Here is a 26,677-nt window from a genome sequence, read left to right as displayed (position 1 = left end):
CGAACCCACCCTTCCATTAATTAAATATAAACATTTTTTGTGAGTTTTTGCGATTCAAGGAGGTTTTTAGTTTGAGCAAAAAAATTGCTACACTTATCACCAATTTATTTGAGGATGTTGAATTTACAGAACCTGCAGAAGCATTCAAAGAAGCTGGTCATCAAGTGATTACAATTGATAAACATGCAGGAAATGAAGTAACTGGTAAAAAAGGCGCAACCGTAAAAATTGATAAAGCCATAGATGAAGTTAATCCTGTAGACTTTGATGCTTTGTTTATTCCAGGTGGTTTCTCCCCTGATTTACTACGTGAAGATGACCGCTTTGGTCAATTTGCAAAAGAATTTATCCAAAAAGAAAAACCTGTTTTTGCCATTTGCCATGGACCACAAGTATTGATCGATACAGACCTATTAAAAGGCGTCGACATAACTGGTTTCAAATCTATTCGTAATGATTTAAAAAATGCAGGGGCTAACTACAAAGATGAAGAAGTTGTGGTAAGCAATAATATTGTAACTAGCCGTTTTCCAGATGATATCCAGGCATTCAATCGTGAAGCACTAAAACTATTAGCAAAATAAATAATGAAGCGTTGGTTTGTATTATTTTCACTAAAAGTAGTATGTAATATTGTTTTCAGATACAACCTAAAAAGAATTTTTTAAGGAGGATTTATACAATGTCATTAAAAGGAAAACGTGTGGTCGTAATAGGAGGTACTTCTGGTATCGGATTATCCGCTGCGAAGGCATTTCTTGAAGAATCTGCTCAAGTTATTATAGCAAGTCGTTCAGATGCAAAACTATCGGAGGCAAAGAATGTACTTGGTGGTAATGTGGAAGCATACAATATTGATTTTCGCAGTGAAGAAAAACTAGCTGACTTTTTTAAAAAGGTAGGGAATTTTGATCACCTTGTCGTTACGGCAGGTGAAGGTGCAATGGGCCATTTTAGTGACTTACCTGTTGCGGATGTTAGAGAAGCATTTGATAGTAAGTTTTGGGGGCAATACTTAACCGTTCGTGCTGCTATTCCGTACTTAAATGATACCAGTTCTATCACATTGACCTCTGGTGTTTATGGAATCCGTCCACCACAGGGGGCAACTACACTTGCTTCGATCAATTCAGCAATCGATGGATTGGTTAGGGGGCTTTCAATAGATCTGGCCCCTATACGGGTAAATGTTGTTTCACCTGGTATTGTAGACACCCCACTCTACGGAGGGATGCCTGACGAGCAAAGACAAAATTTATACAGCAAAATTGCACAGCAGCTACCTGTTAATCGTGTGGCAAAGCCTGAAGACATTGCTGAGGCATACCTGTACTTAGTGGAAAATGGTTTTACAACTGGTACTGTTTTTCTTATTGATGGCGGTGCTCACTTGGTGTAAGTGAGCATTATAATGTTATTTTTGTGGCTATATTACAACAATGTATAGCCACATTTATTTTTTTAATAATAATCCAACTTTTCAATAAATGGTTATGATTGAAGAATTGCAGTTCAAGTAAAACAAGGTGAGATATGAAAGGAATGATGAAAATGAGTTTTCGTGACCGAGAAAAAATATTGAGAATTAAGCAATCACTTGAAAAACGTGTAGTAACTTTACCTGATGGAACCATTCTTCCAAGCATTGGTCAAGGAACATGGCACATGGGTGAAAATCCTCAATCGAAAAACAAAGAAATCAAAGCTTTGCAACTTGGAATAGAACTAGGCATGAAGCTAATCGATACGGCTGAAATGTACGGAAATGGCGATTCCGAGCGTTTAGTTGGTGAGGTAATCAAGGGGCGTAGAGATAAAGTTTTTTTAGTTTCGAAAGTATATCCTCATCATTCCGGGTTAGATTTGATTGAAAGCGCATGTGAAAATAGTCTAAAACGACTGGGAACAGATCATCTTGATTTGTATCTTTTACACTGGAGAGGTCGTGTTCCTTTGGCAGAAACGATTGAAGGAATGGAGAGACTGCGCAAGGATGGTAAAATTGTAAGATGGGGAGTTTCTAATTTTGATACGGATGATATGATAGAGTTATGGGATACCGATAACGGAAAAAAATGTGTGACAAATCAAGTGTTATATCATCTAGGTTCTAGAGGAATTGATTATAATCTCCTACCATGGCATCAGGAACATAACATGCCAATTATGGCCTATAGTCCACTGGCCCAGGGAGGGAGCTTAAGAAGACAATTACTAAGCGATCCAACCATCATTGAGATTGCAGAAAAATACAATGTGCAGCCATTACAAATTGCTCTTGCGTGGACCATTCGTTCGAACAACGTAATTGCTATCCCAAAAGCTGTTAAGGAAGAACATGTTCTAGCCAATGCTCAAGCTGCTACTATTCAATTTGCCATAGAAGATCTGAACAGACTTGACGAGGTATTTCCAAAACCAACAAGAAAAATACCTTTGGATATTATATAAAATGAATGGGGACAAAGGATTAGTGTCTTAAAAAATGCTATTGAGACAATGCTATCAGGAGGAACTCTTTCGATTGTAGGTGCTGTAGAAAAATCTCTGGCTAAAGTAAAAGTAATAGATAATGGGGTAGGGATGACTGATTTCCAAATAAAACGTCTAGGTGAACCTTACTTCTCAACAAAAGACGTATTAAAGCTCCAGCGACTCCTTTTTTGCAAAATCTTTACCGAACAAAACCAAGTTAAATTTTCTTATTTCAACGGCCAAGCGGCTTTTACATCCAATCTTAGATGTTCTCAAACGTATTGGATAAAGTTTTGAAATCTTTTAATACGGTTTTCCTTTTTTTCGTTAAGAGAAGATAGATAACCCTTCGATTTTGTTCTTAGCATAAGCTAGAGTATCAGTGAATTGAATTTTATTGATAATTCGGTTATTATTACCCCCTGATAATAGAACAAGAATGAACACAGCTATGAGGAAAAGGATTTTATTTTATCCTTTTTCATTCATTAACGTAACTACTCTTTCTGTCAGGATTAAACTTATTATTTAATTATGTTTTCTGTTTTCCTCCTCTTCCATTATTACCTAATATTTCACTCAAGAGTAGTTTAAATACAATAATTTTTAAAAGTTACAAACGCTTATGCGTTTTGATATCTAATTCATAAGTTTACAGTTGACTTCTTATACTGTAATATTTAAAATTACAGTATAGCCAGTAGAAAATGAGCTGGATAATATGAAGGAGTGTGTATAAATATGGTTAATCTGTATACGACACCAAGTTGTACTTCTTGCCGAAAAGCAAAAGCCTGGCTTGAAGAACATGATATTGAGTATATTGAAAGAAACATTTTATCCAATCCCCTTACAGTCGATGAGATTAAATCAATTCTTCGCTTGACTGAAGATGGGACTAATGACATTGTTTCAACTAAATCAAAAACATTTCAGGAATTAAATATAAATATTGAATCTCTTCCGCTTAATGAGTTTTATAAATTAATAATCAAGTACCCACAAATGTTGCGCCGGCCAATTATCCAAGACGAAAAAAGATTACAGGTTGGATATAATGAGGAAGAGATTCGTAGTTTTTTGCCTCGTAGACTTCGCACATTTTCGAACGTCGAATGGCAAAAAATGGCCAATTAATATTATTTCGGAAGGAGGAAGAAAGTGATAGTTGAAAAGCTTTAAAGGATGCTCGAAACTCCTTCCTTACCCATGGTTAAGAGTTAACAGTTAACAACACATCTAATTAGTTACTTGACAATAAAAACTGTAATATTTAATATTACACTATGTGATTGATTTTAAAAAAGATGCACAAGTTATATTTAAAGCAAAAAGGTGATTAGCTGTGTTGATTTCTAAGGAGGAAGGTCATGAATAGTGATTTTACACTTGCCATTCATAGTTTAACTTATCTTGCGTTGCAGCCGGACCGTATGTCAACAAGTGAAAGTATCTCCGAGAGTGCTGGTGTCCACCCAGTACGCATTCGTAAAGTGCTAAGTTTGTTAAAAAAACATGGATTTATAAAATCAAAAGAAGGAACCGGCGGCGGATTTATTTTTACTCTAGACCTGAGTGAAGTTAATCTTTGGGATATATATATGATAACCTCTGAAGGTGCTTTGCAGCCTAAGTGTCCTGATTCAAATGAAAAGTGTATTGTGGGAGCAAATATGAAAAGAGTATTATTTACAATTTTCTTAGGTGCGGAAGAATATTTGGGTGAATATTTAAAGAACTATACAATTAAAGAAGTTGTTGATCTTGTAAAACAAGAACAAAATAGCGGCTGTGACTGAGGCCGTAAACTTCTTTTTATTAAATGTAATAAAAAACATTACAGTTTTATCTAGGTGATATATCCCCGATGACTGTACCTTAAAAAAGGTTCTTTCTTACTTACATTTATAAAATATAAAAATAACTTTAGAAGGTGAAAAAGGATGTTAACGAATGGTAATTCCGTTTTGAAAACAGGTGATTGGATTAAGGGGAATTCTGGGGACGGTGAATTAATAATTGGTTATATTGAGTCACAGAGTATTCTGGATGGAGTTGTTAAAGTAACGGTTGTTACGAGTGACAATCGTGAAACGCTTGGCAAAACAATTCCGATTTTAAGTAAAAATGTTAGGAAACTGCCACTTTCTAAGGTGGTAAACAAGGAACATATTCTATTTCTAATTGACTTGGCATTATCAACGGGGGATGAAGCATGGTTTATTGAGCTTTCTTCTAAGTTAAACTCAATCAATCAGCTTGTTGATGGAGTACATTAAAACTTATACAAATTATATATAGATTTTTTTAAAATTTACAATGTGTTTGGAAAACATCTTTCACTACCTGGAGCAGCGAAGCTATTGATATTCTTGAGATAGGTTCTTAATATCAAGATGGAATTTTGTAAAAGATGTGAATAATAAAATGTTTAAGAGGAGAAAAATTTGAATACATTAACTGGAAAAAAACGATTGCAGCTTGCTTTCCTTTTAGGTTCGCTTGCACTTTTAGGACCTTTTACAATAGATACGTATTTGCCTTCATTTCCTACTATTGTAAAAGAATTTGATACTACAGCATCCTTAGTACAAATTAGTTTAACTACATGTTTATTAGGATTAGGATTGGGGCAATTGATTATTGGTCCAATGAGTGATGTTCAAGGCCGACGTAAACCATTACTTATCTTTCTAATTTTATATTTAATTGCTTCATTAACATGTGCATTTGCACCGAATATTTATTTCTTTATCACTAGCCGTTTTATACAAGGCTTTGCAGCAGCAGGTGGACTTGTTATTTCTAGGGCAGTTGTGCGTGATGTTTATAGTGGTAAGGAACTGACCAAGTTTTTTGCTTTATTGATGGTAGTAAACAATCTTGGCCCTATTGTTGCACCTATTGCTGGGGGCAGTATCTTAGCTTTTACAGATTGGACGGGAGTTTTCCTTGTTTTGGCTTGTATTGGCATGGTATTGTTTCTAACTAGTGCATGGAAATTAGAAGAAACCTTATCAAAAGAGAAGCGTACGCCAAGTAACTTTTCCCAAATATTGAAGAATTTTGAGTCTTTATTAAAAGATTGCCAATTCTTAGGCTACGCACTTACACAAGGCTTTATTATTGCAGGAATCTTTGCCTATGTGTCTGGTACTCCTTTCGTCTATCAAAATATTTATGGAGTGTCTCCTCAAGTATTCAGTATATTATTTGGAATGAATGGAATTGCTTTAATGGTTGGAAGCCATCTGGTTGGCCGCTATACAGATGTCCTTTCAGAGAAAACCCTTCTGAAAATAGGTTTATTTGTTTCTACCTTATCTGGTGCTGTATTACTAATAGTTCTCATTTTAAAAGCACCCCTGCTAGCCGTAGTTGTTCCTATATTCTTTTTAGTAAGTTCTCTTGGGGTTGTTGCTACAACTTCTTTTTCATTAGCAATGGAGACACAAGGACATATTGCGGGAAGCGCCTCTGCATTATTAGGTTTATTGCCATTTATGCTTGGCTCATTAGCGGCTCCTCTTGTAGGGATAGCAGGTGAACATACAGCCGTTCCAATGGGGATAGTTATTTTTTCAGCTAGTTTTTTGGCACTAGTTTCCTATTATGGATTAGTCCGAAAATCCTTATCAGTACACGCTTCAAGGTGATCTGTAGCCAAAGTTATTTTGCGCTGGCATTTACACTAAATCTGTAACATCATTAAGAATAGGATGTTAATGATTCTAATGAGGGGCAGGTTCTATTAAAAAAGAAAATAATCGAAAGGTCGGATGCAGTAATCTTGATGGTGGATTCCTCAAAGCTTGGAAAAAAGGCGTTTTCGTTAATCGTTCCGCTGAAGTGGATGAGGTCATTACGGATGTAGAAATCGAGGCTCTTCCAAACAAGGTAAACTTTTTTAGGCTCTAAAACATTGATATATCAAGGGGTTTACCAGGTTTTTCAACTTGCACCAAAGTTGGGATAGGTTTGCCCGTGTCAAACGGTACTGTAAAAACAGGTTTCAAATCGTTCGACTGCTTATCATAAAGGGTAAAGTGCAGCAGGCTGGAAACCTGCGGTAGCGACATTTAAAATCATTGAGACGGAGTTTGCCAAAATGGAATCCTCCCTTTTTGGACATGCTATTTACTGAGTTCGATAGTCTTGCCACACATATCGTTTAGGCAGCAAAATATCGAGTTTTAACATAATCAAAAGGAATACCTCGCCCCTTTAAAAAGGGTCACAGACAGGAAAAGGTATCTTAAAGGAGAGTGTACAATGATGAAATTAAAAGAACAGCATATCGTGGTGACCGGAGCTTCAAGTGGTTTAGGCTATGCAATGGCAGAAGCGCTTCTAAAAGAGGGAGCAACTGTTGCCTTATCGTCCCGCCCGGGGAGGAAATTGAATGAAGCTGTAAATAACCTTACGAGGCAAGGTTTAGATGCTGTAGAGCTTCCTATGGATGTCCGTTCTGAACAATCAGTGAATGATGCCGTCGATTGGGTGAAAAAGGAATGGGGAAAAATTGATGTGCTCGTAAACAATGCCGGAATAGGCATGCGAACTGTGAACCCTCAATTTCTGACTGAACCGCAGCCTTTCTTCCAAGTTTCGCCGAATGGATTCCGTGATTTAATTGATACAAACGTTACAGGATATTTCCTGGTTTCCCGCGGTTTTGTTCCTTTTATGGTCGAACAGGGAAAAGGTAAAATCATTAATATTTCTATGAATTATGAGACAATGAAGCGAAAGGGATTCGTTCCTTATGGACCTTCTCGCGCAGCCACTGAGTCTTTGTCCTATATTATGGCAGAGGATTTAAAAAGCTATGGCATTACAGTAAATATGTTGCTTCCTGGAGGAGCCACCTTTACGGGCATGATTCCTGATGAAGTGAAGAAGCAGCTTGAAGGCAAATTTCAGTTACTAGATCCGGGCGTAATGGCTAAACCCATTGTCTTTTTGGCATCGGGAGAATCGGAAGGGATTACTGGGCAACGAATTGTGGCAATTGAATTTGATAAATGGCTACAGGAAAAGGGCAAATAACTCCCAAGGCTTAGATGTTTCCACTATAAAGTGATTTAAGGTGAAGAAAAAATGTATTACTCTCTTTCCAGCGCCTACCGCCATTCAATAGTCCCTAACAGTTTAGTAAGAAACGAAGTTATAAGAAGTATTGAGCAAGATTATGCTTATTAAGTTGCTTCTTATATGCCCTAATAGTGTGCTTTTATTAACAAGCTAAACAGCCTTGTGGTAGTAAGTATGGAGTACCAGGTTTCTTCAACAAAAGGGCTCTGACCCAGTGCGTTAGCATAACTGGCCTCCACCCTTTGGATAGGCATAACGATGGAATGAGAGTGCATTGACCCGTTGAGAAGTGACAATCGTGAAACGCTTGGCAAAACAATTCCGATTTTAAGTAAAAATGTTAGGAAACTGCCACTTTCTAAGGTGGTAAACAAGGAACAAATTCTATTTCTAATTGACTTGGCATTATCAACGGGAGATGAAGCAAGGTTTATTGAGCTTTCTTCCAAGTTAAACTCAATCAATCAGCTTATTGATGGAGTACATTAAAACTTATACAAATTATATAGTTTTTTTAAATTAAATTACAACGTGTTTAGAAATCTTCATTTTTCGTGAATAATTTGCGATTATCCAATATATTTTTATTTTTTAAGGAGTGTTGAACATGGCTAATATGAAAGTAAATGTGAACGCTGTTTGGAATGACGGAGTAAAAGGGAATGGAAAGCTTAATGCAAACTTCCTTGAAACAAAAATTGCAATACCTGCATCCATAGGAGGAAGCGGGGATGGAGCGAATCCAAAAGAATTACTTGTTTCATCTGTGACAACTTGTTATACAGCAACTCTTGTGTTTGTGCTCGAAAGTAGAAAGTTACCTGTAGTGGAGCTTACAGTGAGTTCTGAGGCCAACATTGCTGATAATGAGTTTAAAATTACGCATTATCCACGTATTGTTTTATCTTCTGAAGCAACTAAAGAACAGATTGAATCAGCACAAAAAGCCGCAGAAGCTGCAGAAAAGGAATGCGAAGTGGGAAATCTATTGAAAAAAGCAGATGTAAAAATTGAGGTTCAAGCCAAAGTTTCCGCTAAGTAAAGAATTGACGAGAATGCCTCGGAGGTGGCATTTTTGAAAAAGTATTCAAAATGGTGAATGACTTACCTATGTTGGGTAATACTGGGGGGCTGACTCAAGGGGGCATTAAATACGACTTTATTGAGTCAGTTTTTTTCTTTCGTTTGTTCGGATATTATGTCTATTTTTAGATATTTGGAATGATATAGAAAAGGGCACTCCTCTTTTATTTCGTTAATTTCGTTGTTTTTGAGTAGTTCTTTCACACTTTTTCAATTGAGGCAATACAAATAAGACCCTGATTCTTATGTAATTCTGGGTAATAAACTGAGCATAAATAAGAATTATATGCATTTAATTTCTGGTTTACAGAAGGCAACACACAAATTTTTTAAATAATGCTTTACCAGTAGTGAAGTGCGTAGAATCGTATCATAAGTAAATAATATTTTTGTAGATTGTAAAATACAAGCCGATTTTTATTTAATAAAAATCGTCTTGTATTTTTTTGCGGATAAGAAAGATAAGCTTTTCCTGATAGCCATTCAGTCCTTGTTGCCTTAAATGGTAAATAGAATCGCTATTTCACCGTTTTTCCGTTGTCTAATTAAGTTGCAAGTTACTACGGATCTTCGTTCAAGCTGTATACACACAAGACATCCAACTTTGAACCAAGCACGAAAACTAAGGGAATTTATAACACCTCTCGAAAATAGCTAGGCTAATAACTTTGGATAGGACATAAGTCGCCAATTTTTTTTGCCGCCTCTTTTAAAATCGGTAAAAAATCGTCTCGAAGTGTTTCTTTTGAAATACGGCCTACATGGGTAGAACAGTTTATAGCGGCAATCACTTTGCCATTAGGATTAATAATAGGAACAGCCATAGAGCGTAAACCATTTTCAAACTGTTGATCTACACCAGCCCATCCTTTTTTACGAACTTCCTTTAATATATTCACCAATTCTTCCTTACTTGCAACCGTATTTTCCGTGTATTTTTCTAATTTCAAATTCTCTAGAATTACTTGTAATTTTTCCTCTGGTAAATGAGCAAGCAGGACCTGACCCATGGAAGTAGCGAAAGCCGGTAAACGAGAACCGACATCTAAATTAATAGACATAATCCTTTTTTTAGAAACACGTGCAACATAAATGATTTTATCATCATCTAAAATGGAGATCGAACAAGATTCTCCAGTTTTATTAGCGAATGTTTGCATATAGGGAATTGCAAAATGCCATGAATTTGTTTGGGCGAATAAATAGGCATTACTAAATATTACGATTTTTGGAGTTAATGAATATTTACCAAGGTTCGCTGTAACAAATCCTAAATTTTCTAATGTTAGTAAGATTCTACGAACGGTAGGTCTACTTAATCCTGTGTTACTTGCGACTTCGGAAACACTTAAATGTTGGTGTTCGGGTGTAAACGTCTGTAAAACTTGTAACCCTCTATCTAATGATTGGACATAATCTTTACTCTCTTTAAAATTTTCCAAATATTCAGTTGACAATAGAAACACCTCTTGGTTAATATAATAAATGTACACATAACGTACTATTGTACGAATAGCGTACAATAAAAAAGGGGTAATAGCAATTAAAAACAAGCATTTTTTTAGTAATAAAATGTATCCGTTTACATTACAAAATGGACAAGTTTATTATTAACCAAAGGGGAGAAGTTTATATGACACAAACAATTGTTGGAAATCAAAGGGTAGCAGACTTATATGATCTTTTTGTAAAACATTTGCAAAATTTTTTAGAAGAAGCGAACTTAAACCATGAGGAGTATTCGAATTTTGTTGAATGGGCATACGAATTAGGGAAAGTGGAGGAAATTCCGTTATTTTTAGATGTTTTCGTTGAGACATATGTTCTGCATGCAAAATATAAAGACAAACCAGGTACAGAACCTTCTTTACTTGGGCCATATTATGAACCTGATTCACCTGCATTGGAAGGTGATATTAAAGTTTTACCAATGCGAGAAGGTGAAAAAGGTGATCCACTCGTGTTTTATGGAAATTTACGTTCAGTAACAGGTGAAGTACTAGCAGGGGCAACTGTGGAATGGTGGCAAGATGATGCAGATGGTTTATATTCTAACTACGATTCTCCTGCACCAGCATTTAATTTACGTGGTCAGTTTAAAACGGATCAAAACGGAGATTTTGTAGCAAAATCAATTGTTCCTATTCCATATCAAATTCCAACAAGTGGACCTACAGGAGTATTTACACGTGCAGCAGGATACCATGCATACCGCCCAGCACATATTCATATTAAATTTACTGCTCCAGGACATGAGACGTTAATAACTCAAGTGTTCTTTGAAGGTGATGAATGGTTAGAAACCGACGTTGCAAAAGGAGTTCGTCAATCATTAACAACAAGACTGGAAACAGTTGCTGACCACAAAGAAGCAAGATTAAACTTTGTAATGCGAACAAACGACTTAATCTAATTTTGCTTTTCATCTAAAATACAAATAAGATTCTTTATTAACAATAATGGCCAAGTTACTAAAGCTGTAACTGGCCATTTCTAATCAAATGAGATAAAAGTGCTGGTTAACGGTACATAAATTTGTGGAAAAACTTTAAGGAGGAGAAAGATGTCTATTCGTTCCATTGAAATATTTATATTAGATTTACCGACCCTTCGTCCTCATCAACTTGCCATGCATACCATTACCTCACAGGCCATCGTTTATGCAAAAGTGACGGATTCGGAAGGTATTACAGGTTGGGGAGAAGTCGCAACAATAGGGGGTGCATCATACGGTGAATCAACGGTTGAAGCTATTAAAGCGAATATAGATCAATATATAGCACCTCTAGTTATTGGTAAAGATCCTCTGCAATTTAATGCCATCATGCACGAGGTTAGTAAACATGTAAGAGGAAACTATTCTGCCAAAAGTTTGATTGAATGTGCCTTAATTGATTTAGCAGGGCATATACGTGGAATTGCTGCCTACGACTTTCTAGGTGGGAAAATCCATGACTCTTTACCAATTGCATGGACATTAGCGAGTGGTGATACAGGGAAAGACATTGAAGAGGCAAAACAATACTTAGCCGAAAAGAGGCATAAAATCTTCAAGTTGAAAATTGGCAAAGGTAATCCAGATAAGAATGTTGCGCATGTGCTTGAGATTATAAAGGCAGTAGGCGATAAAGCGCGAATAACTGTGGATGTAAATCAAGCGTGGGATGAAAGTACGGCTGTTAAACAAATTGCAAAGCTTGAAGCAGGCGGAGTGTCAATGATTGAACAGCCTTTACCAGCTTGGAATATGGAAGGTATGGCAAGACTCACTGAACGTTTCGATGTAACGATTTTAGCAGACGAAGCTGCAACATCAATTGAAACAACCTTCCAAATAGCTAAACATCGATATGGGAATGCTATTGCATTAAAACCTTGTAAAACAGGTGGCTTATTGGCAACAAAGAAACAAGCAGCAATCGCAGAAGCGGCGGGTCTTGGTTTATATGGGGGAACAATGATTGAATCTAGTGTTGGTACAGCTCTATGTGCCCAACTCTATTCAACACTTCCAAATCTTGAATTTGGAACTGAAATATTCGGACCACTATTATTTAAGGATGACGTTGTAACAGAAGGGTTAAAATTCGAAAACTATGAAATTATAGTGCCAGATGGTCCAGGATTTGGTGTTACAGTAGACGAAGAAAAAATTAAGTACTATTCTCGCTCATTATTAGTATAAGGGGTATAGGTAAATGTTACGGTGAAACGTATCATAAGTATATGAGGTTTTTAATTCTATACAAAAAAATAAAGATGACACCTAGACTGTGCTATGTCTAGGTGTCATTTATTTTGTCATGAGATATATCCGAGGTCTAAAGAAACAGTATTAGGAAGCTTTACCCAAGTTCGTTTCATTATTTTGATCACTTGATTCGGATTTATAAAAATCTTGTTTATCCAAGAATACGGTGGCCAAGGTACCCCCAACCAAACCCCAGAATGGCGCTCCAATATGGAGAATAGAAATCCCAGAGATTGTGATTATAAAGGAAAAGAGGGCGCCTGATTTGAATGGACCAGAGAAACTCATTTTCAAAGAGTCAACCAGTACACTAATCATGGCGACGCCACCTAGTAATTGAATTAATGAGGCAGGAATGACATATGGAATTTGCGCAGCTATTGGAGAGAATAGAGCTAATAGACAAGATAATACTCCTAATACAATAGCAGCAACATACCTATGTTCATGTTTGCCTGATTCTTTATTAACAAGTAAGCCCGTCATGGGACCTGCAATACAGGCTGGATGGCCCCCAAAATAAGCATTTATAATGGTACCGATTCCGCTCCAATTCGTCATGGCATTGATCGGTGGTCGATAGCCATGGGTCTCTAACATAGCAATCCCCTGTGCATTTTGAATGGCAATAACTGTTAAGAGTAATGGAATGACAAGTTCCCCTACAACGGAAAAACTAAATGATGGAACGATAAACTGGGGAATGCCCATTGTTATATGGATAGGCTGTACAGAAACGTTCGGCAAAAATTTAAGACAAAGAATTGCTGCAATGATTGCCCCTAATATAGGCGGAAACTTTTTTGAAAATCGTAGGAAAAAAGAAAGAGCAAGAAAGACAAGTAACGGGATTCCGTTGAGTAAAGGATTTTTTACAACCGAGCTTATCATTTCAGTTCCGAAAGGGAGTAATACGCCTGACACCATCCCCATCATAACTGGCATAGGCAAAACCTTCATCATTTTTGTAACAAGGCCTGATATACCTAAAAGAAAAATAAGGATCCCGGTTATAATATAGGCACCAACCACTTGGTTGAAAGAATAATGGGTTAAGCTTGAGCCGACAAGAATAGCTCCAGGTATTGAAAAGGCATAGCCTATGGGTTGCCCATAATATAAGGAGACGATGAGCGTTAGGAGTCCACCCATTCCATAAATGGCGAAAATCCATGAGCTGGTTATGCTACCAGACAGGTGCCCTTTTGCAGCAGCTTGTAAAACAATTAATAATGGACCTGCAGAACCAAAAAGCCAGGCCACAAATCCATTCGATATATTCCCAACCGATAAAAGCTTTGGAAATTGTATGGTGTTTTTTTTGAACAACAAAGTCACGCTCCTTCAACTTATGAATTATACTACATCTTAGTGTATACTTAATTTGTCAATACTTAAAATATCTGTTTTATATTTTTACTATATCTTATAGGTATGATGGAGGTTACATATTGGATATTCGACAGTTAAAATACTTTGTCACTATAGCAGAAGAAGGTAAGATTACGACTGCTGCAAAGAAATTAAATATTGCTCAACCCCCTTTGAGCAGACAACTAAAACAAATGGAAGAAGAGCTAGGCGTCATTTTATTTGATCGAGATAACAAAAGTCTTAATTTAACCTTGGAGGGGGAAAGATTGCTTCTTCGAGCAAAAGAACTTTTAAATAAACTTGATGAAACAATGGTAGAAGTTCAAGAATTGAGGAAAGACGCCAGTGGGATTTTATCTGTTGGATCCAATCTTTATTGTGCATCTTTAATTCTTTCTAAGATGGTAGATATTCGTGAGAAAAATCCTGGTCTTACTTTCAAAGTATGGGAAGGTGAAACGATTCATCTTATAAAAATGTTATCTAAACGTCAGATTGAGATTGCGATAACAAATAGTCCAATAACAGAAAAAAATATCTCTCAAATGACATTGGAAAGTGACCCATATGTGCTTGTTTTGCCTGAAAAATGGACGTGGAGTGGATCAGAACAATGCTGGTTAGAGGAAATCATCGATTTGCCATTGATTCTTTTGCGACCAAACTATGGTTTAGGTGCGTATGGGCAAATTGTCAATGAATTTCAACGGTTAGATTTAGAACCAAATATACTGTGCGAATGTCAGGATTTAATTATGTTACTTGGTCTCGTTTCATCAGGGTTTGGTGCAACGATCTTACCGCTCTCGTTATTATCCCTCCAATCCTTGGGAGGATTGAGAGTCATTCAGCTAAAGGATCAGTCCTTAATATCTGAACCCAAAGTAATTTGGAGGAAGAATAGTTATTTATCAAAAGCGGCAAAAGAATTTTTAAAACTTTTTTAGAACCAAAAGTATTTACTAAAAAGCAAAAAAAAACAACGTTGAAATATGCAAATAAAATCAGTTTTAAATATGGTAAAGTCTTTAAATGAAAAATAAAATATATTCATGGTTTTATAACCTCATTTAGATTCGTTTCGGGGAACCGTATCATAAATAAATGGTTCCTAATTATTTATTTTAAATAATTAAGAACCATTTTATAGGCTTCTAAAAATACTTACTTATGCTCCGGATGAAAAGTTACACTAAACTTAAAAATACTCCCTTTAAATGAGACAGATTTATTTTTTAACCAGGTTCCCTGGACGGGGGTAAATCATAATAGTTTTTATGTTAGTTCTAAAATTGACTGCAAACGTAAATTCAGATGCTCGCATTCCTCGTCTTTGGAGAGCCAGTGGAAGTTTGAATCACTTTATCGAAACTCCCATGTTTCTCCTGAACTGATAAACCCAAAACATCCATCACGATAGAAAAATTTATCAAGAACCAGGCACTTAAAAAACTTTTCATCATATATAGGTGATATCCGTTCTATTTGATGAGGAGGATATCATGCAACCTATGTTTCCTATGGAAAAATATTTTGGGCAGTTTGAACTGGTGCATGCTTTTTATGGGGCTATGCCTACAGGTGTCAGCGTTTCCGAAACCGGTCGTATTTTTGTATGCTTTCCGAAATGGGGAGACGATGTTCAATTTACTGTGGCGGAAATTGTTGAGGGTGAATTGCAGCCTTATCCCAGTTTAGAAACCAATTTAGTTAATACAGGGAATATTACGATGTCTTTCGTCAGTGTCCAAAGTATAGTTGCTGACGGAAGAGGAACTCTTTGGGTTCTAGATACAGGGGCACCAAATTTTTCTGAACCTATTCAAGGGGGAGCAAAATTAGTTGCTGTTGATTTAAGCACGAATACAATAAGGAGAGTATATACCTTTACAAAAGATGTTGTCTTGCCAACAACTTATCTGAATGATGTCCGTTTGGATTTTCGGGTTGGAAGAGCAGGATATGCATATATAACGGATTCTTCTTCCAGAGGGCCAGGGGCTATTATCGTCGTAGATTTAGAAAATGGGAACGCGTTTAGACGGTTAAATGGGGCAAGATCAACTTCACCTGATCCCTATTTTTTACCGAAAGTAGAAGGTAAAATTTTGATGAATCGAAACCCGGACGGCTCGACTTCCCCATTTAGAATGGCTTCCGATAGTTTAGCGATTTCTCCTGATGGAAAGGTTTTATTTTATGCTCCGCTAACCAGCCGTCAGCTGTTCTCGATTTCAACAGAAGCCCTAAGAGACAGAAGGATACACGACATGAATTTAAACCAATATGTTCAGTATTGGGGGGAAAAAGGTGCGTCTGATGGAATGATCACCGGCGCAAAAGGAAATGTTTATGCGGGAGACTATGAAAACAATAGTATCCGGAAGATATTGCCGAATGGGGCAATGGAAACCATAGCACATGACCCGAGAATTTTATGGCCAGATACTTTTTCGATTGGCCCCGATCAATACTTATATGTCATTGTGAATCAATTACATCGCCAGGCGAGATTTCATTATGGAAGAGACCTGCGGGAAAAACCATATAGTTTACTTCGTATGAGAATTGATGAATTCCCTGCTCCTACCTTATAGTAATCGTAAATGAAGGTATCCCTATCAGGGAGCTGCCTTTTTGGGTGTCGATAATTATTACAAAGCGGGAGCCAAAATTCATGAGAATGGCGGCAAGGTCGCATTGCCCAAATATGCACTGTCCGGAATGGCGTGGCAAGGATACTATTTTGATACCGAAGGGAAGTATTCGGAATTCATTAAGCTGATGAGAATGCAAAATAGAACCACCCTTTTGTTTCCTACGCTGGGTGGTTTTCTTTGTTGAGAAAGAGATATGAGATTGCCTGGAAAAGGCCGAAAGCATCAGTTAGAATACCAAGCACATGACTTGCTCAAAAGGCAGGTCATTTTTATTAATTCACGTACTAAGTCATTTACAAGTAGAAGTTAGCGTATAATGGTAGTTTGAATAAGGGAACAATCGCAAGGAAATAATAAGGATCAATAATCCAAAATAAAAGAGGCTAAGTTATGTGCAAAGAAAGTTTTAAAGATTATAAATTAAGTAATGAAATAGTAAAGGCGCTGGATAGCTTAGAATATGAAAATCCAACAGCCGTTCAAAGTAAGGTGATTCCTCTTGTGTTAGAGAAAAGGGATCTTGTCGTGAAATCGCAAACAGGTAGTGGAAAGACTGCCTCATACGGGATTCCAATTTGTGAATTAATTGATTGGATGGAAAATAAACCCCAAGCACTTATCTTGACACCAACGAGAGAATTGGCTGTGCAAGTGAAAGAGGATTTTATAAATATAGGCAGATTTAAACGGATCAAAGCAACAGCAATTTACGGAAAACAACCATTTGCAATACAAAAAACGGAATTAAAGCAAAAAACACATGTAGTCGTTGGTACGCCAGGGCGTGTGTTAGATCATATTGAAAAAGGTACTCTGGCCTTAGATCGGATTAACTATCTTGTGATCGATGAAGCAGACGAAATGTTAAACATGGGATTTATTGAACAAGTAGAAGCTATCATCAAAGAGGTACCTCGAAAACGAGTGACTATGTTATTTTCAGCTACTATACCAGAGGAGGTCAAAAACCTCTCACGTAACTATATGAATACACCTATCGATATCGAAATAAAGGCGACGGGTCTCACGACTGATAAAATTGATCATTCTCTTTTGGAAGTGGAAGAAGAGGATAAATTTTCTCTACTTAAAGATGTAACCATTGTTGAAAATCCTGATAGTTGCATAATCTTTTGTCGCACAAAAGATCGAGTAGATACTGTGTGTGATCAATTAGCTGATATAGGTTATAGCTGTGATAAAATTCACGGCGGCATGGTTCAAGATGATCGGCTTGACGTGATGAATGAATTTAGAAGAGGAGAATTTCGCTATTTAATTGCTACGGATGTAGCGGCTAGAGGAATTGATATTGATAATATAACCCATGTGATCAACTTCGACATTCCTTTAGAGAAAGAAAGCTATGTCCATCGCGCAGGAAGAACAGGAAGAGCAGGGCAAAAGGGGAAAGCCATCACTTTTGTTACGCCATTTGAAAATCGTTTTTTAAGTGAAATTGAAGAATACATTGGTTTTGAGATTCCGAAAATAGCCGCTCCTTCAAAAGAGGAAGTATCAAGTAAGAAAAAGGCTTTTGAATCAAAAATGAATGTTGAGCCAACAATTAAACAAGCAAAAAGTGAAAAATTAAACAAGCAAATTATGAAGTTATACTTTAATGGTGGTAAGAAAAAGAAGCTTAGAGCAGTAGATTTTGTTGGAACGATTGCAAAAATCGACGGAGTATCAGTGGAGGATATTGGTATCATTACAATATTAGATACTGCTTCGTATGTTGAAATATTAAATGATAAAGGTCCGATTGTGTTAAAAAAGATGAAGGACACAACAATAAAAGGTAAGTTATTGAAAGTATATGAAGCTAAAAAGAAGTGAAGATTAGTGTTGACAGCAACTAGGGTAAAAAGACATAACTAGCCTTTTTTCTTGTTAGTAACGTTAGTAGAAATCAAACTGAAAACCTCATTTATCTATCATACGGTGAACTGTATCACTAGTAAATAATCTTTTAGAAATGTGCGAATTCCAACATTATATTATTAATAGTATCTAGATTGAATAAAAAGGCTGTACAATATCAAGGTTATATCTATATATTGTACAGCCTTTATTTTAGTTAATTACTTTCTTTCTTTTTTAGGTTCTCGTTTCCTTCCAATAATCAGTGAGCAATTTTTTTATTGCTGGCAGGGGCAACAACTATACCAGTCGTTTCTTCAAAATCATAAAAAGTCGTAGGTATATCTGTAAAACGTTCTAATTCATTATAGGCTGGAATCCCATGATACGACATATCAAGGCCTTCTTCTTCTTCAAGTTCCGTCGCTCTCAATCCTACTGTTTTTTCACAAATCTTAGCTATACATGTACCTGCAACAAGCCCCCAAGTAATTACAACTAAAGCTCCTAATAGTTGTATAGCTAATAGAGAAAAGTTACCAGTTGTGAAGAAACCTTGAGAAGTATCAAATAATCCGACGGCTATCGTTCCAAATACGCCATTGAATCCATGTACAGCGATTGCTCCCACGGGATCATCAATTTTTAAGTAGTCGACAAATATGGTTGCAAAGATTACAATCAATCCGCTGATAGCGCCAATTGCAATCGATGCCCACTCTGAATAGTAAGCGCATCCAGCTGTTATAGACACTAAGCCAGACAAAATTCCGTTGATTGTCATACTTGGATCTGCTTTCCCGAACTTTTTCATTGTTAAAATGAGGGCAACTGTACCACCACTTGCCGCTGCTAACATTGTATTAATCGCAATTAATGCAAGAGAAGTATTAGAAGCGTCTAATGTGCTGCCTGTATTAAAGGCAAACCAACCAAACCAAAGAATAAATGCTCCAGCTGAAGCCAATGGAATGTTACTAGGTGCAAATACATTTGCGCTTCCATCAGAGTTAAATCTCCCATTTCTAGGACCTAGACATTTAGCGATTGCCAAAGCAGCAAATCCACCTACAGCGTGTATAGCAGCAGAGCCTGCAAAGTCTTTCATTCCTAGCTGAGCTAACCAACCGTCACGATTCCAAATCCAATGACCTGTAAGAGGATATAATATCGTACAAATAAACACTGCTATTAATATATACGCTTTAAAGTTCATACGTTCTGCTACAGCGCCTGAAACAATAGAGATACATGCTACTGCAAAGCCTAATTGAAACAGTACAAATGCTGGACTGGACAATGGAATGGAGAGAGATATATGATCGGGGTTACCGAATAAGCTTATACCAAAGAGCCCAAAATCATCCTTTCCGTACATAACGCCAAAACCAACTAACCAAAAAGCTAATGTTCCAATTGTTAAATCAACAAAAATCTTCATCGATACATTCACAGCATTCTTCGTTCGAACTAATCCAGCTTCTAGTAAACAAAATCCACCTTCCATGAATAAGACCATTGCTGAGGCAATCACAATCCATACCGTATTTACTATCGATAGTTCCACATCCGTCATCCCCTACCATCTAATATATCGTTAATGTCATAGTCCGGTTTCCCAGTTCTTATGTTATAGGCTTCCAAAACAGGATATACAAAGATTTTGCCATCTCCCTCTTCACCAGTATAAGCGGATTCAAAAAGTTCTTTAATCGTAGGTTCTACCATATGATCAGAAAGAATGATTTCCAATTTAACCTTTGGATGGAGAATTACTTTGTAGCTCTTCCCACGATAGACCCCTTTCTTATCTTTTTGTTTTCCTCTACCTACCACTTGTGAAACCGTAAAACCAGAGATTCCAATTTTCCTTAATCTTTTAATAGATTCTGTAATCTTTTCAGGGCGTATAATAGCTTCAATTTTTTTCATTTAACCACTCCAGTGATAATAAATAATACTATATTCAAAATACTACTCTTCTAAATTATTCGAAACAATATATATATTGTGTGAAACCGATGCCGAAATAAGATTGGTAATATGGATACGGAAGACATAAATGACTAAAATTTAATAGGTGAGTGTTGTATTGAGGGGATAGGAGTGGGATTCCAAAAGATGAAGGTTAAATAGAAGAGGCTGCAAATATACAACAACATAAAGCCCTTCTCAGATTGAGAAGGGCTAACAAAAGAAAAGTATTTTATAGATAGATTATTTAATAATTCGTTTTGCACCAATATAGCGATCTTTCCAATACTTTCCGTTCATTTTAACAACTTTTACACCATCCACCGTTACGCCAGTAAATGTCCCATCACCATTGTAAATGGCAACAAAAGAGACTACATCTTTTTTCCCTGTTGCATAAAAGACTAAATCGCCTTGAGTTAATTGTTTTTGATTAACAGATTTACCTTCTTTATATTGTAAAGCACTTGTTCTTGGAATCACCTTTTTAGTTGCTGCTTTTTTATAAATATATTGTGTAAATCCACTAGCATCAAAGCCTTTTGGCGTTGTTCCTCCCCATTTATAAGGAGTATTTACATAACGTTTTGCTACTTGTGAAACTTCCTCCCCATAATTGATGGAGGCTTTTGCATTGCTTGCATGACCAAAAGTAAATGCCGCAAATAATGCGAGCATGCAAACAACCGATAATACCCATTTTGAAAAACGTGATGACAAAGTAATAATAACCCCTCCTACTTACGCTTTTTATTTTTTTAGATAAAACAATTCCAAAGGCTACGAGTACCAGTAACAGAAATTAATAAAAAGGCCTACCTAATCGGCTTCCCTCCTAAAATAAACAATCACAAAATTTATAGTATGTAGGACAAATCTATAAAATGACAAAAATTTTTTAGGGAAATATATCTATGCTGGGCGATTGCAAAATGACCGAAAAATAAAGTGAATTCCTAGTTTAAATAGTTACAAAGTTTGGAATTGTTGTAAGCATGAACCGAAATGAATTTATGCATGAATAGTGACCCATTTGGAAAAAATAATAAAATCAAATTCCAAGGGGATGTTTCTATGAAATCAAACTTACATATGAGAGAAATCAAGTTATCGGAGATTTCCCAATCCATCGAATTACTGAATTATGTATTTCAAATGAATGTCTCGATGAATAAAGATCGATTATTTGTGTCTGCTAAATCTACGCAATTCGATGAAGGGGTGGCACTTGGGTGGTTTGACGGAGACCGATTAGTTGCCCAAATTTTAAATTTACCTTTCGAAGTAAACATTCATAACCAAATTTATAAAATGGGGGGAATAACTGCAGTAGGGACCTACCCAGAATATTCGAGAATTGGGCTTATGCATCAACTTATTTATGCAAGCCTCAAGCAATTGAGAAAAGATGACTATTATATAGCCTATTTATTTCCATATTCCATACCCTATTATCGGAAAAAGGGATTTGAAATCATGAGTGATATCGTTGAATATCAAATTCGCGATACACAAATTCCACACTATGATGAAATCCCAGGACAAGTCCGTCGATTATCAATGGATCATGCCGATATAAAAAAAGTGTATCATCAATTTGCTATGAAAACGCATGGTGCGATGATTCGAAATGATATTTCTTGGAATGAAAAACACCAGGAAGATTATTGGGAAGAGAAGTTTATCGATAGTAATGCAAATTTACAAGCAGCTGTTTACTATGATGAAGACGGCCTACCATTAGGGTATATGTTCTATCGCATTATGGAAGAAAACTTTTATATTGATGAGTTGATCACATTAAAAGAAGTAGCACGTAAAGCTCTTTGGAATTTTATCTATGCACATCAATCAATGGTATACAAGGTGTTTGGGAAGACAACGGGAAACGAAGCCGTTGCATTTTTAATGCAAGATAGTGAAATTAAACAAAGCTTATCACCTTATTTCATGGCTAGGATTGTAGATTTAGTGCCCTTTGTTAAACAATTTCCATTCTTAAAAGTGGATTTCAACATGCGATGGGCCATTAGTGATCCTCTAGCTGAATGGAATAATGGAACATTTGAAGTCCAGTCAACAAGAGGAATGAACAAAATTGAAAAAGTGAATGACGAATTAGAAGAAGATGCCATTCACATGACCATTCAAACACTTGTTACATTATTACTAGGTTATTTAAGACCTACCTATCTATATGATATGGAAAGAATCAAAGGAGATGTAGCATCTATAACTCTTTTAGAGAAAATTATACCAACTGGTGTCCCGACATTTGTAGATTATTTCTAGTTACTCCATAAATTTGATAGATATTATGAATATCAATAATTTACCAATATTACTTTTGTAAAAAAATTAAATAATTCAATACACATATTCGCTTATCATGTATACTAATGATTATGGAGCTATAAAGGAGAATTAAACGAATGAGTAAAGACCTAACTAAGTTAAAAGAATCGATAGAAGAATTACCTATTCATTGGGCCCGGTCAGAACCAGCTGCTTTTCTGAAACATTTTATATCTAAGCTACATTATTTAAACGAATTACTTGCAAAAAACTCTTATGTAAAAGAAACAACAAAAGTATTGCAATATATTATACAAGATGCATCTAATAGTACGATGGTTTTACTTACAGGAATGGCTGGGGCAGGTACAACATCTTTAGTGAATGCTTTGTTAGGTAGAACGATTCTAAACGCTAAAATAGGAGATACTTCTGGTGTTACTTCGATCATTTGTTTTGGTGAAAAGGAAGAAGTTCGTGCTTATTTTCTGGATGGACAAGTTGCATCATTCGACTTAGAGCAAGTTGAACTATTTACGTCATTAAATACTTCGAGTGCACAAATTTTACGAGAAGGTTTAGATTTTATCGAAATCTATGTACGTCATGATTTGTTGAAGTTTATTACATTGATTCTTTCAACACCTTCACAAATTTCTGGAATAGATACTGCCTACATAAAGGAGTCTGTAATTAATCGAGCCGACGATGTATTTTGGGTATTAAAATATAATCAGAAGATGGTACAGGAAGAAATCAACTTCCTTAACCGCTTAAAAGATAAAAACTTCGTGCCTCTTGGCATTTTAAATGGTATAGATTTAATAGAGAAAAACACTTCGTATGACTCAAAACTATCTACATATGTTCGAGATATTATTGGCGTTTCTGCAAAAGATGCACTCACAGCCCTTCATGAAAATAGCAATGACTTGTGGAAACAGAGCAAAATGGATCTGTTAGTAAAAGAATTGGAAAAAACGGCAAATAACCAAGCAAAACGTTTATCGTATATAACGGAACGATTTATTCATTGGTTAAATAGGTTTCAAATCGAAATTGAAATGATTCCAGAAAGAGAACCGTATCATTCTTCACTTTTAACATTGAAACAATATATTGAAAATTTCGAGAGTAATCAAATAAAAGAAGCAGCGCAAAATGAACATCTGGCGGAAGCCGTATCAAATTATAAAAAGCAAAGCGTTGTTTTTCAAGAGATATACACACTTTACCAACTCATTCAAGTAATCGAAACAAAGCCTTTTAGAGAAGTTCGTGAAGTAGCACTCTTTAAGACACGAGCAGAACATTATCATGCATCTGCAAGGGAGTATCGAAAACAATTACATGCGTATAAGAATACCTATTCAATCATTGACAAAAAGCATCGTAAAATCACGGGGAAAGATTTGCTGAACTTTATTTTAGGTAAACGTAAGGAAGATTCATATTTTCATCAGCAAATTGTACAGTTAAATGAACAACAAGAGATTCTAGAAAAAAAATATCATTTATTAAAATTGCAAGAAGAACAGTTATTTAGCTCTTTTGATGAATTCCAAAAATTATTAAATCAATTTGTAGGAGATCAATTAGAGCATTTAACAAAAGAGTTTTCTACAATTGAGTATCAGCGGCAAAAAGATAATGAAAACCTTCAAAATGCGATTAAAAAATTAGAAGGGTTTGATAGTATAGTAGAAGCACGAACATTCCTTATAAAATTAATCAATGAGTATGTGTTAAATGATGATTTCATATTGACAAAAGAGGAAAAGAATCAGTTTGAACATTCAATACATAGAATAGGTCGTGTGAATTTATCCTACTCTACATATATTGAACAATACAAACAACTAAAGCCTATTAATCATGAAAAAATTCAAGCATTAGTAGTCGATAACCACCCATACTACCAACTGCAATTAACGTTAGATGATATCCGAGTAGAAATAGAGGAACCACCTCAACTAGTAGAATTGAAACAATAATATGAAGATGTCCATAAAAGGACATCTTTTTTTGTGATGATAATAATGTCATGTTGATTTAGAAAAAAATATCCAGTAATGTGATAATTAACACTTATATATTTGTACTATATATTTTTATATAATTAGACGAATAATATTAAGGAGTAAGAGGGAGCATAATTGGAAAATCAAGTATGTACATTACATAAATTAAAACCATCTAGAGTTTTGATGAAACAAAAAATAATCGTATTTTGCCCCGAGTGCGCAAAAGAAAATATAGATAAAATTGTTTCGTATGAGAATAAGCTTGCATCAAAGGATGAAATGGCTAAGATTGATCAAGATAAAAAGGGAGCGTTTAGTGAACTCTTGAAAGGTCTGCTATTAAGCATATATCTTATGATGGTGCCATGGATTATTGCATTGGTTTACCCAAAACCTTTAAATAATGAATATTTTCTAAGAGTAAGCTTTCTATACAAAACCTATTATACACATCCAATCTGCTATCTTGTCATCGTTCTTTTCATAAGTTTAGGCATCTATTACATCATTCAAGCATCAAAAAAAATAACGATTCTTCAAGAAAAAAAGGTTGAACTTATGAAGTCATCTAAAGAATTATCAACTATCCTAAACCAATTTCTTTCTCCCAAAAGAATCAATGACTTAAATGATTTTATACAGGGTTTGCGAATTCGCTTTAATCGTATCAATTCTCCACATCAACTAATGAACGAAATGTCAATTCGTGAATTACAGATTTTCGTGATTAAATCGTTGAAAAAATTAGGCTATCAGAACATTCAGATGAACAATCACTACGATTCATTTGGCATTCATTTTTTTGCGGAAAATGAGCAGGGCAAGAATGCGATTAGTGTTGTTGATGATGAATTATTCATTACAATGGATGATGTACATAAAATCGCAATTGGAAAGGCGTATTTTAATTGCCACCAATGTATCCTCGTTACCGCCTCAAAATTAACAGAAGATGCTAAATCATTAGCCGAAAAATTATATATCGATGTATGGAATCAAGAAAAAATGGACAAGCAATTAAACAGTATTGAGCAAGAAAACTGGACTCAATACTTGGAAAACTACTACGATTATTCAGATGCAGATTTGTATGAATTCACAAAATTTGAATTACATGCTTTAAGAAAAACTTCCTAAGAATTTAACTATTATAAACATCAATTAGCGCATGGGCTATTTTGAAGCTCATGCGTTTTCGGGTTTTGAGCTTATTTTATAAAAGGTAGCAATCATACTACGAAATTATTGTAATAAAATTTCCTGAGAAATAATTCTTGAAAATTCAGAATATTTATTTAAGGTTTTTGGATAATAGTTATGATAGGGGGCTTTTTGTTATTAATATATGCTATTTTCAAAGAGATTTTGGCCTTCAATCACTAAACTAGGGGAAACAAACAAAAAAGCCCTAAAGGAAAATAATATTCCTATAGAACTTTCATTCTCAAAGCGTTATATTAATAAAACATTTTATCTGTATTATATTTAGCACGAAGTACATTAATCATGTATGTTTCGTAAATTTCACGTTCCATTGGATCTTCAACGATATACGCTTCAATTTTGTTTACTTCATCACGATGATTTTTTAAAGGTGAAACATTATCTTCAAAATGTTTTTTTAATCTAGGGCGTAGTTTACGCGCTTTGCCGACAAAAAGTAAAACATTGTCTTTATCAAAGAATAAAATTAAGCCGCCTTTATCACGTGGAATCTTATGGAAATCAATGAAACCATAGACTGGAGTGATGATAGCTTCTCCTTCTTTTGGTTTTTGTTCACGTTGGCGAATCACGATATCTGGTTTTGGTATATCAATTTTAATCAAAAAAATTCACGTCCTCATATTCATATAAACTTTATGCTATCACATACTTGTTAAAAATGCTAGTTCCGTTAAATTATTATATGTCAATTTCGCGCTGTCATACCATTGCATGCTAGCCTGTTAATATAAGTAATGTGCGATTTCTAAATCCAACTTTTATTTGAATACTTGTTTTTAACTATCTTCAATAAATGAAACTTATATGATATTCAGAACGTATAGTTATTAATAGAAAATTCTAAGAAAGGAGAGAAT

The 26,677-nt window shown here is 35.5% G+C and carries 23 protein-coding genes and 3 pseudogenes; 20 read left to right on the top strand and 6 right to left on the bottom strand.

Annotated elements, in window-relative coordinates; all coding sequences use genetic code 11:
- The first annotated feature begins 71 nt into the window (after positions 1-71).
- The 11 genes and pseudogenes from ACWV26_RS11290 (at position 72) to ACWV26_RS11240 (ending at position 8,611) form a co-directional block, all read left to right on the top strand.
- Complete coding sequence (locus ACWV26_RS11290; RefSeq protein WP_455894858.1) at positions 72-584, top strand: type 1 glutamine amidotransferase domain-containing protein; 513 nt, start codon at positions 72-74, stop codon at positions 582-584.
- 98 nt (positions 585-682) lie between these two features.
- Positions 683-1,399, top strand: coding sequence for an SDR family oxidoreductase (locus ACWV26_RS11285; RefSeq protein ID WP_455894857.1), 717 nt, complete (start codon positions 683-685; stop codon positions 1,397-1,399).
- A gap of 152 nt (positions 1,400-1,551) precedes the next feature.
- A complete protein-coding gene (locus tag ACWV26_RS11280) occupies positions 1,552-2,451 on the top strand; it encodes an aldo/keto reductase (RefSeq protein ID WP_455898229.1) in 900 nt (299 codons plus the stop codon).
- 765 nt (positions 2,452-3,216) lie between these two features.
- The gene (gene spxA, locus ACWV26_RS11275; protein ID WP_455894856.1) at positions 3,217-3,612 is read left to right on the top strand and encodes a transcriptional regulator SpxA; all 396 of its coding nucleotides are present in this window, start codon (positions 3,217-3,219) and stop codon (positions 3,610-3,612) included.
- A gap of 233 nt (positions 3,613-3,845) precedes the next feature.
- The gene (locus ACWV26_RS11270; protein WP_455894855.1) at positions 3,846-4,274 is read left to right on the top strand and encodes an RrF2 family transcriptional regulator; all 429 of its coding nucleotides are present in this window, start codon (positions 3,846-3,848) and stop codon (positions 4,272-4,274) included.
- A gap of 144 nt (positions 4,275-4,418) precedes the next feature.
- The gene (locus ACWV26_RS11265; RefSeq protein WP_455894854.1) at positions 4,419-4,754 is read left to right on the top strand and encodes an IDEAL domain-containing protein; all 336 of its coding nucleotides are present in this window, start codon (positions 4,419-4,421) and stop codon (positions 4,752-4,754) included.
- Positions 4,755-4,922: 168 nt separating this feature from the next.
- Positions 4,923-6,131: a multidrug effflux MFS transporter gene (locus tag ACWV26_RS11260; RefSeq protein ID WP_455894853.1), complete on the top strand. Its 1,209-nt coding sequence runs from the start codon at positions 4,923-4,925 to the stop codon at positions 6,129-6,131.
- Positions 6,132-6,211: 80 nt separating this feature from the next.
- Positions 6,212-6,349: pseudogene (locus ACWV26_RS11255) on the top strand (hypothetical protein); the annotation flags it as partial.
- 398 nt (positions 6,350-6,747) lie between these two features.
- Positions 6,748-7,524, top strand: coding sequence for an SDR family NAD(P)-dependent oxidoreductase (locus tag ACWV26_RS11250; protein ID WP_455894852.1), 777 nt, complete (start codon positions 6,748-6,750; stop codon positions 7,522-7,524).
- A 333-nt stretch (positions 7,525-7,857) separates the two neighbouring features.
- Positions 7,858-8,058 (top strand): annotated as a pseudogene (locus ACWV26_RS11245) (IDEAL domain-containing protein); the annotation flags it as partial.
- A 118-nt stretch (positions 8,059-8,176) separates the two neighbouring features.
- On the top strand, positions 8,177-8,611 hold the full coding sequence (locus ACWV26_RS11240; protein ID WP_455894851.1) for an OsmC family protein: 435 nt from the start codon (positions 8,177-8,179) through the stop codon (positions 8,609-8,611).
- Positions 8,612-9,311: 700 nt separating this feature from the next.
- Here the strand turns inward: ACWV26_RS11240 and ACWV26_RS11235 are convergent.
- Positions 9,312-10,109, bottom strand: coding sequence for an IclR family transcriptional regulator domain-containing protein (locus ACWV26_RS11235; protein WP_455894850.1), 798 nt, complete (start codon positions 10,107-10,109; stop codon positions 9,312-9,314).
- Positions 10,110-10,285: 176 nt separating this feature from the next.
- Between ACWV26_RS11235 and ACWV26_RS11230 the strand changes: the two genes are divergently transcribed.
- Both ACWV26_RS11230 and ACWV26_RS11225 read left to right on the top strand, forming a co-directional pair.
- On the top strand, positions 10,286-11,065 hold the full coding sequence (locus ACWV26_RS11230) for a dioxygenase family protein (RefSeq protein ID WP_455894849.1): 780 nt from the start codon (positions 10,286-10,288) through the stop codon (positions 11,063-11,065).
- 150 nt (positions 11,066-11,215) lie between these two features.
- Positions 11,216-12,337: a muconate cycloisomerase family protein gene (locus tag ACWV26_RS11225; protein ID WP_455894848.1), complete on the top strand. Its 1,122-nt coding sequence runs from the start codon at positions 11,216-11,218 to the stop codon at positions 12,335-12,337.
- A gap of 150 nt (positions 12,338-12,487) precedes the next feature.
- Here the strand turns inward: ACWV26_RS11225 and ACWV26_RS11220 are convergent, their stop codons facing one another.
- A complete protein-coding gene (locus ACWV26_RS11220; RefSeq protein WP_455894847.1) occupies positions 12,488-13,732 on the bottom strand; it encodes a benzoate/H(+) symporter BenE family transporter in 1,245 nt (414 codons plus the stop codon).
- 122 nt (positions 13,733-13,854) lie between these two features.
- Here ACWV26_RS11220 and ACWV26_RS11215 point away from each other — a divergent pair, with 122 nt between their 5' ends.
- The 4 genes and pseudogenes from ACWV26_RS11215 to ACWV26_RS11200 all read left to right on the top strand — a co-directional run bounded on the left by ACWV26_RS11215 (position 13,855) and on the right by ACWV26_RS11200 (position 18,276).
- On the top strand, positions 13,855-14,724 hold the full coding sequence (locus ACWV26_RS11215; RefSeq protein ID WP_455894846.1) for a LysR family transcriptional regulator: 870 nt from the start codon (positions 13,855-13,857) through the stop codon (positions 14,722-14,724).
- Between the two features lie 555 nt (positions 14,725-15,279).
- Positions 15,280-16,374: an L-dopachrome tautomerase-related protein gene (locus ACWV26_RS11210; protein WP_455894845.1), complete on the top strand. Its 1,095-nt coding sequence runs from the start codon at positions 15,280-15,282 to the stop codon at positions 16,372-16,374.
- 64 nt (positions 16,375-16,438) lie between these two features.
- A pseudogene (locus ACWV26_RS11205) lies at positions 16,439-16,557 on the top strand (VOC family protein); the annotation flags it as partial.
- A 270-nt stretch (positions 16,558-16,827) separates the two neighbouring features.
- Positions 16,828-18,276, top strand: coding sequence for a DEAD/DEAH box helicase (locus tag ACWV26_RS11200; RefSeq protein WP_455894844.1), 1,449 nt, complete (start codon positions 16,828-16,830; stop codon positions 18,274-18,276).
- Positions 18,277-18,562: 286 nt separating this feature from the next.
- Here ACWV26_RS11200 and ACWV26_RS11195 read toward each other — a convergent pair whose 3' ends face one another.
- The 3 genes from ACWV26_RS11195 to ACWV26_RS11185 all read right to left on the bottom strand — a co-directional run bounded on the left by ACWV26_RS11195 (position 18,563) and on the right by ACWV26_RS11185 (position 20,994).
- A complete protein-coding gene (locus ACWV26_RS11195; protein ID WP_455894843.1) occupies positions 18,563-19,867 on the bottom strand; it encodes an ammonium transporter in 1,305 nt (434 codons plus the stop codon).
- Positions 19,868-19,872: 5 nt separating this feature from the next.
- On the bottom strand, positions 19,873-20,232 hold the full coding sequence (locus ACWV26_RS11190; RefSeq protein WP_455894842.1) for a P-II family nitrogen regulator: 360 nt from the start codon (positions 20,230-20,232) through the stop codon (positions 19,873-19,875).
- A gap of 285 nt (positions 20,233-20,517) precedes the next feature.
- Complete coding sequence (locus tag ACWV26_RS11185) at positions 20,518-20,994, bottom strand: C40 family peptidase (RefSeq protein ID WP_455894841.1); 477 nt, start codon at positions 20,992-20,994, stop codon at positions 20,518-20,520.
- A gap of 354 nt (positions 20,995-21,348) precedes the next feature.
- Between ACWV26_RS11185 and ACWV26_RS11180 the strand changes: the two genes are divergently transcribed.
- The 3 genes from ACWV26_RS11180 (at position 21,349) to ACWV26_RS11170 (ending at position 25,730) form a co-directional block, all read left to right on the top strand.
- On the top strand, positions 21,349-22,566 hold the full coding sequence (locus ACWV26_RS11180) for a GNAT family N-acetyltransferase (protein ID WP_455894840.1): 1,218 nt from the start codon (positions 21,349-21,351) through the stop codon (positions 22,564-22,566).
- Between the two features lie 140 nt (positions 22,567-22,706).
- Positions 22,707-24,563 (top strand): dynamin family protein, encoded by a 1,857-nt coding sequence (locus tag ACWV26_RS11175; RefSeq protein ID WP_455894839.1) that lies wholly within the window; start codon positions 22,707-22,709, stop codon positions 24,561-24,563.
- Positions 24,564-24,725: 162 nt separating this feature from the next.
- Positions 24,726-25,730, top strand: a complete 1,005-nt coding sequence (locus ACWV26_RS11170; RefSeq protein ID WP_455894838.1) for a restriction endonuclease — start codon at positions 24,726-24,728, stop codon at positions 25,728-25,730.
- 320 nt (positions 25,731-26,050) lie between these two features.
- On the opposite strand, the gene ACWV26_RS11165 is transcribed toward ACWV26_RS11170, so the two are convergent.
- Positions 26,051-26,422 carry a nucleotide excision repair endonuclease gene (locus ACWV26_RS11165; RefSeq protein ID WP_455894837.1) on the bottom strand — a complete coding sequence of 124 codons (372 nt, stop codon included), beginning with the start codon at positions 26,420-26,422 and terminating at the stop codon, positions 26,051-26,053.
- Positions 26,423-26,677 lie beyond the last annotated feature (255 nt).

The sequence above is a fragment of the Rummeliibacillus sp. JY-2-4R genome, assembly GCF_053847205.1.
Note: the sequence above shows the minus strand (reverse complement) of the source record. Positions and strands in the feature narration are given on the sequence as shown.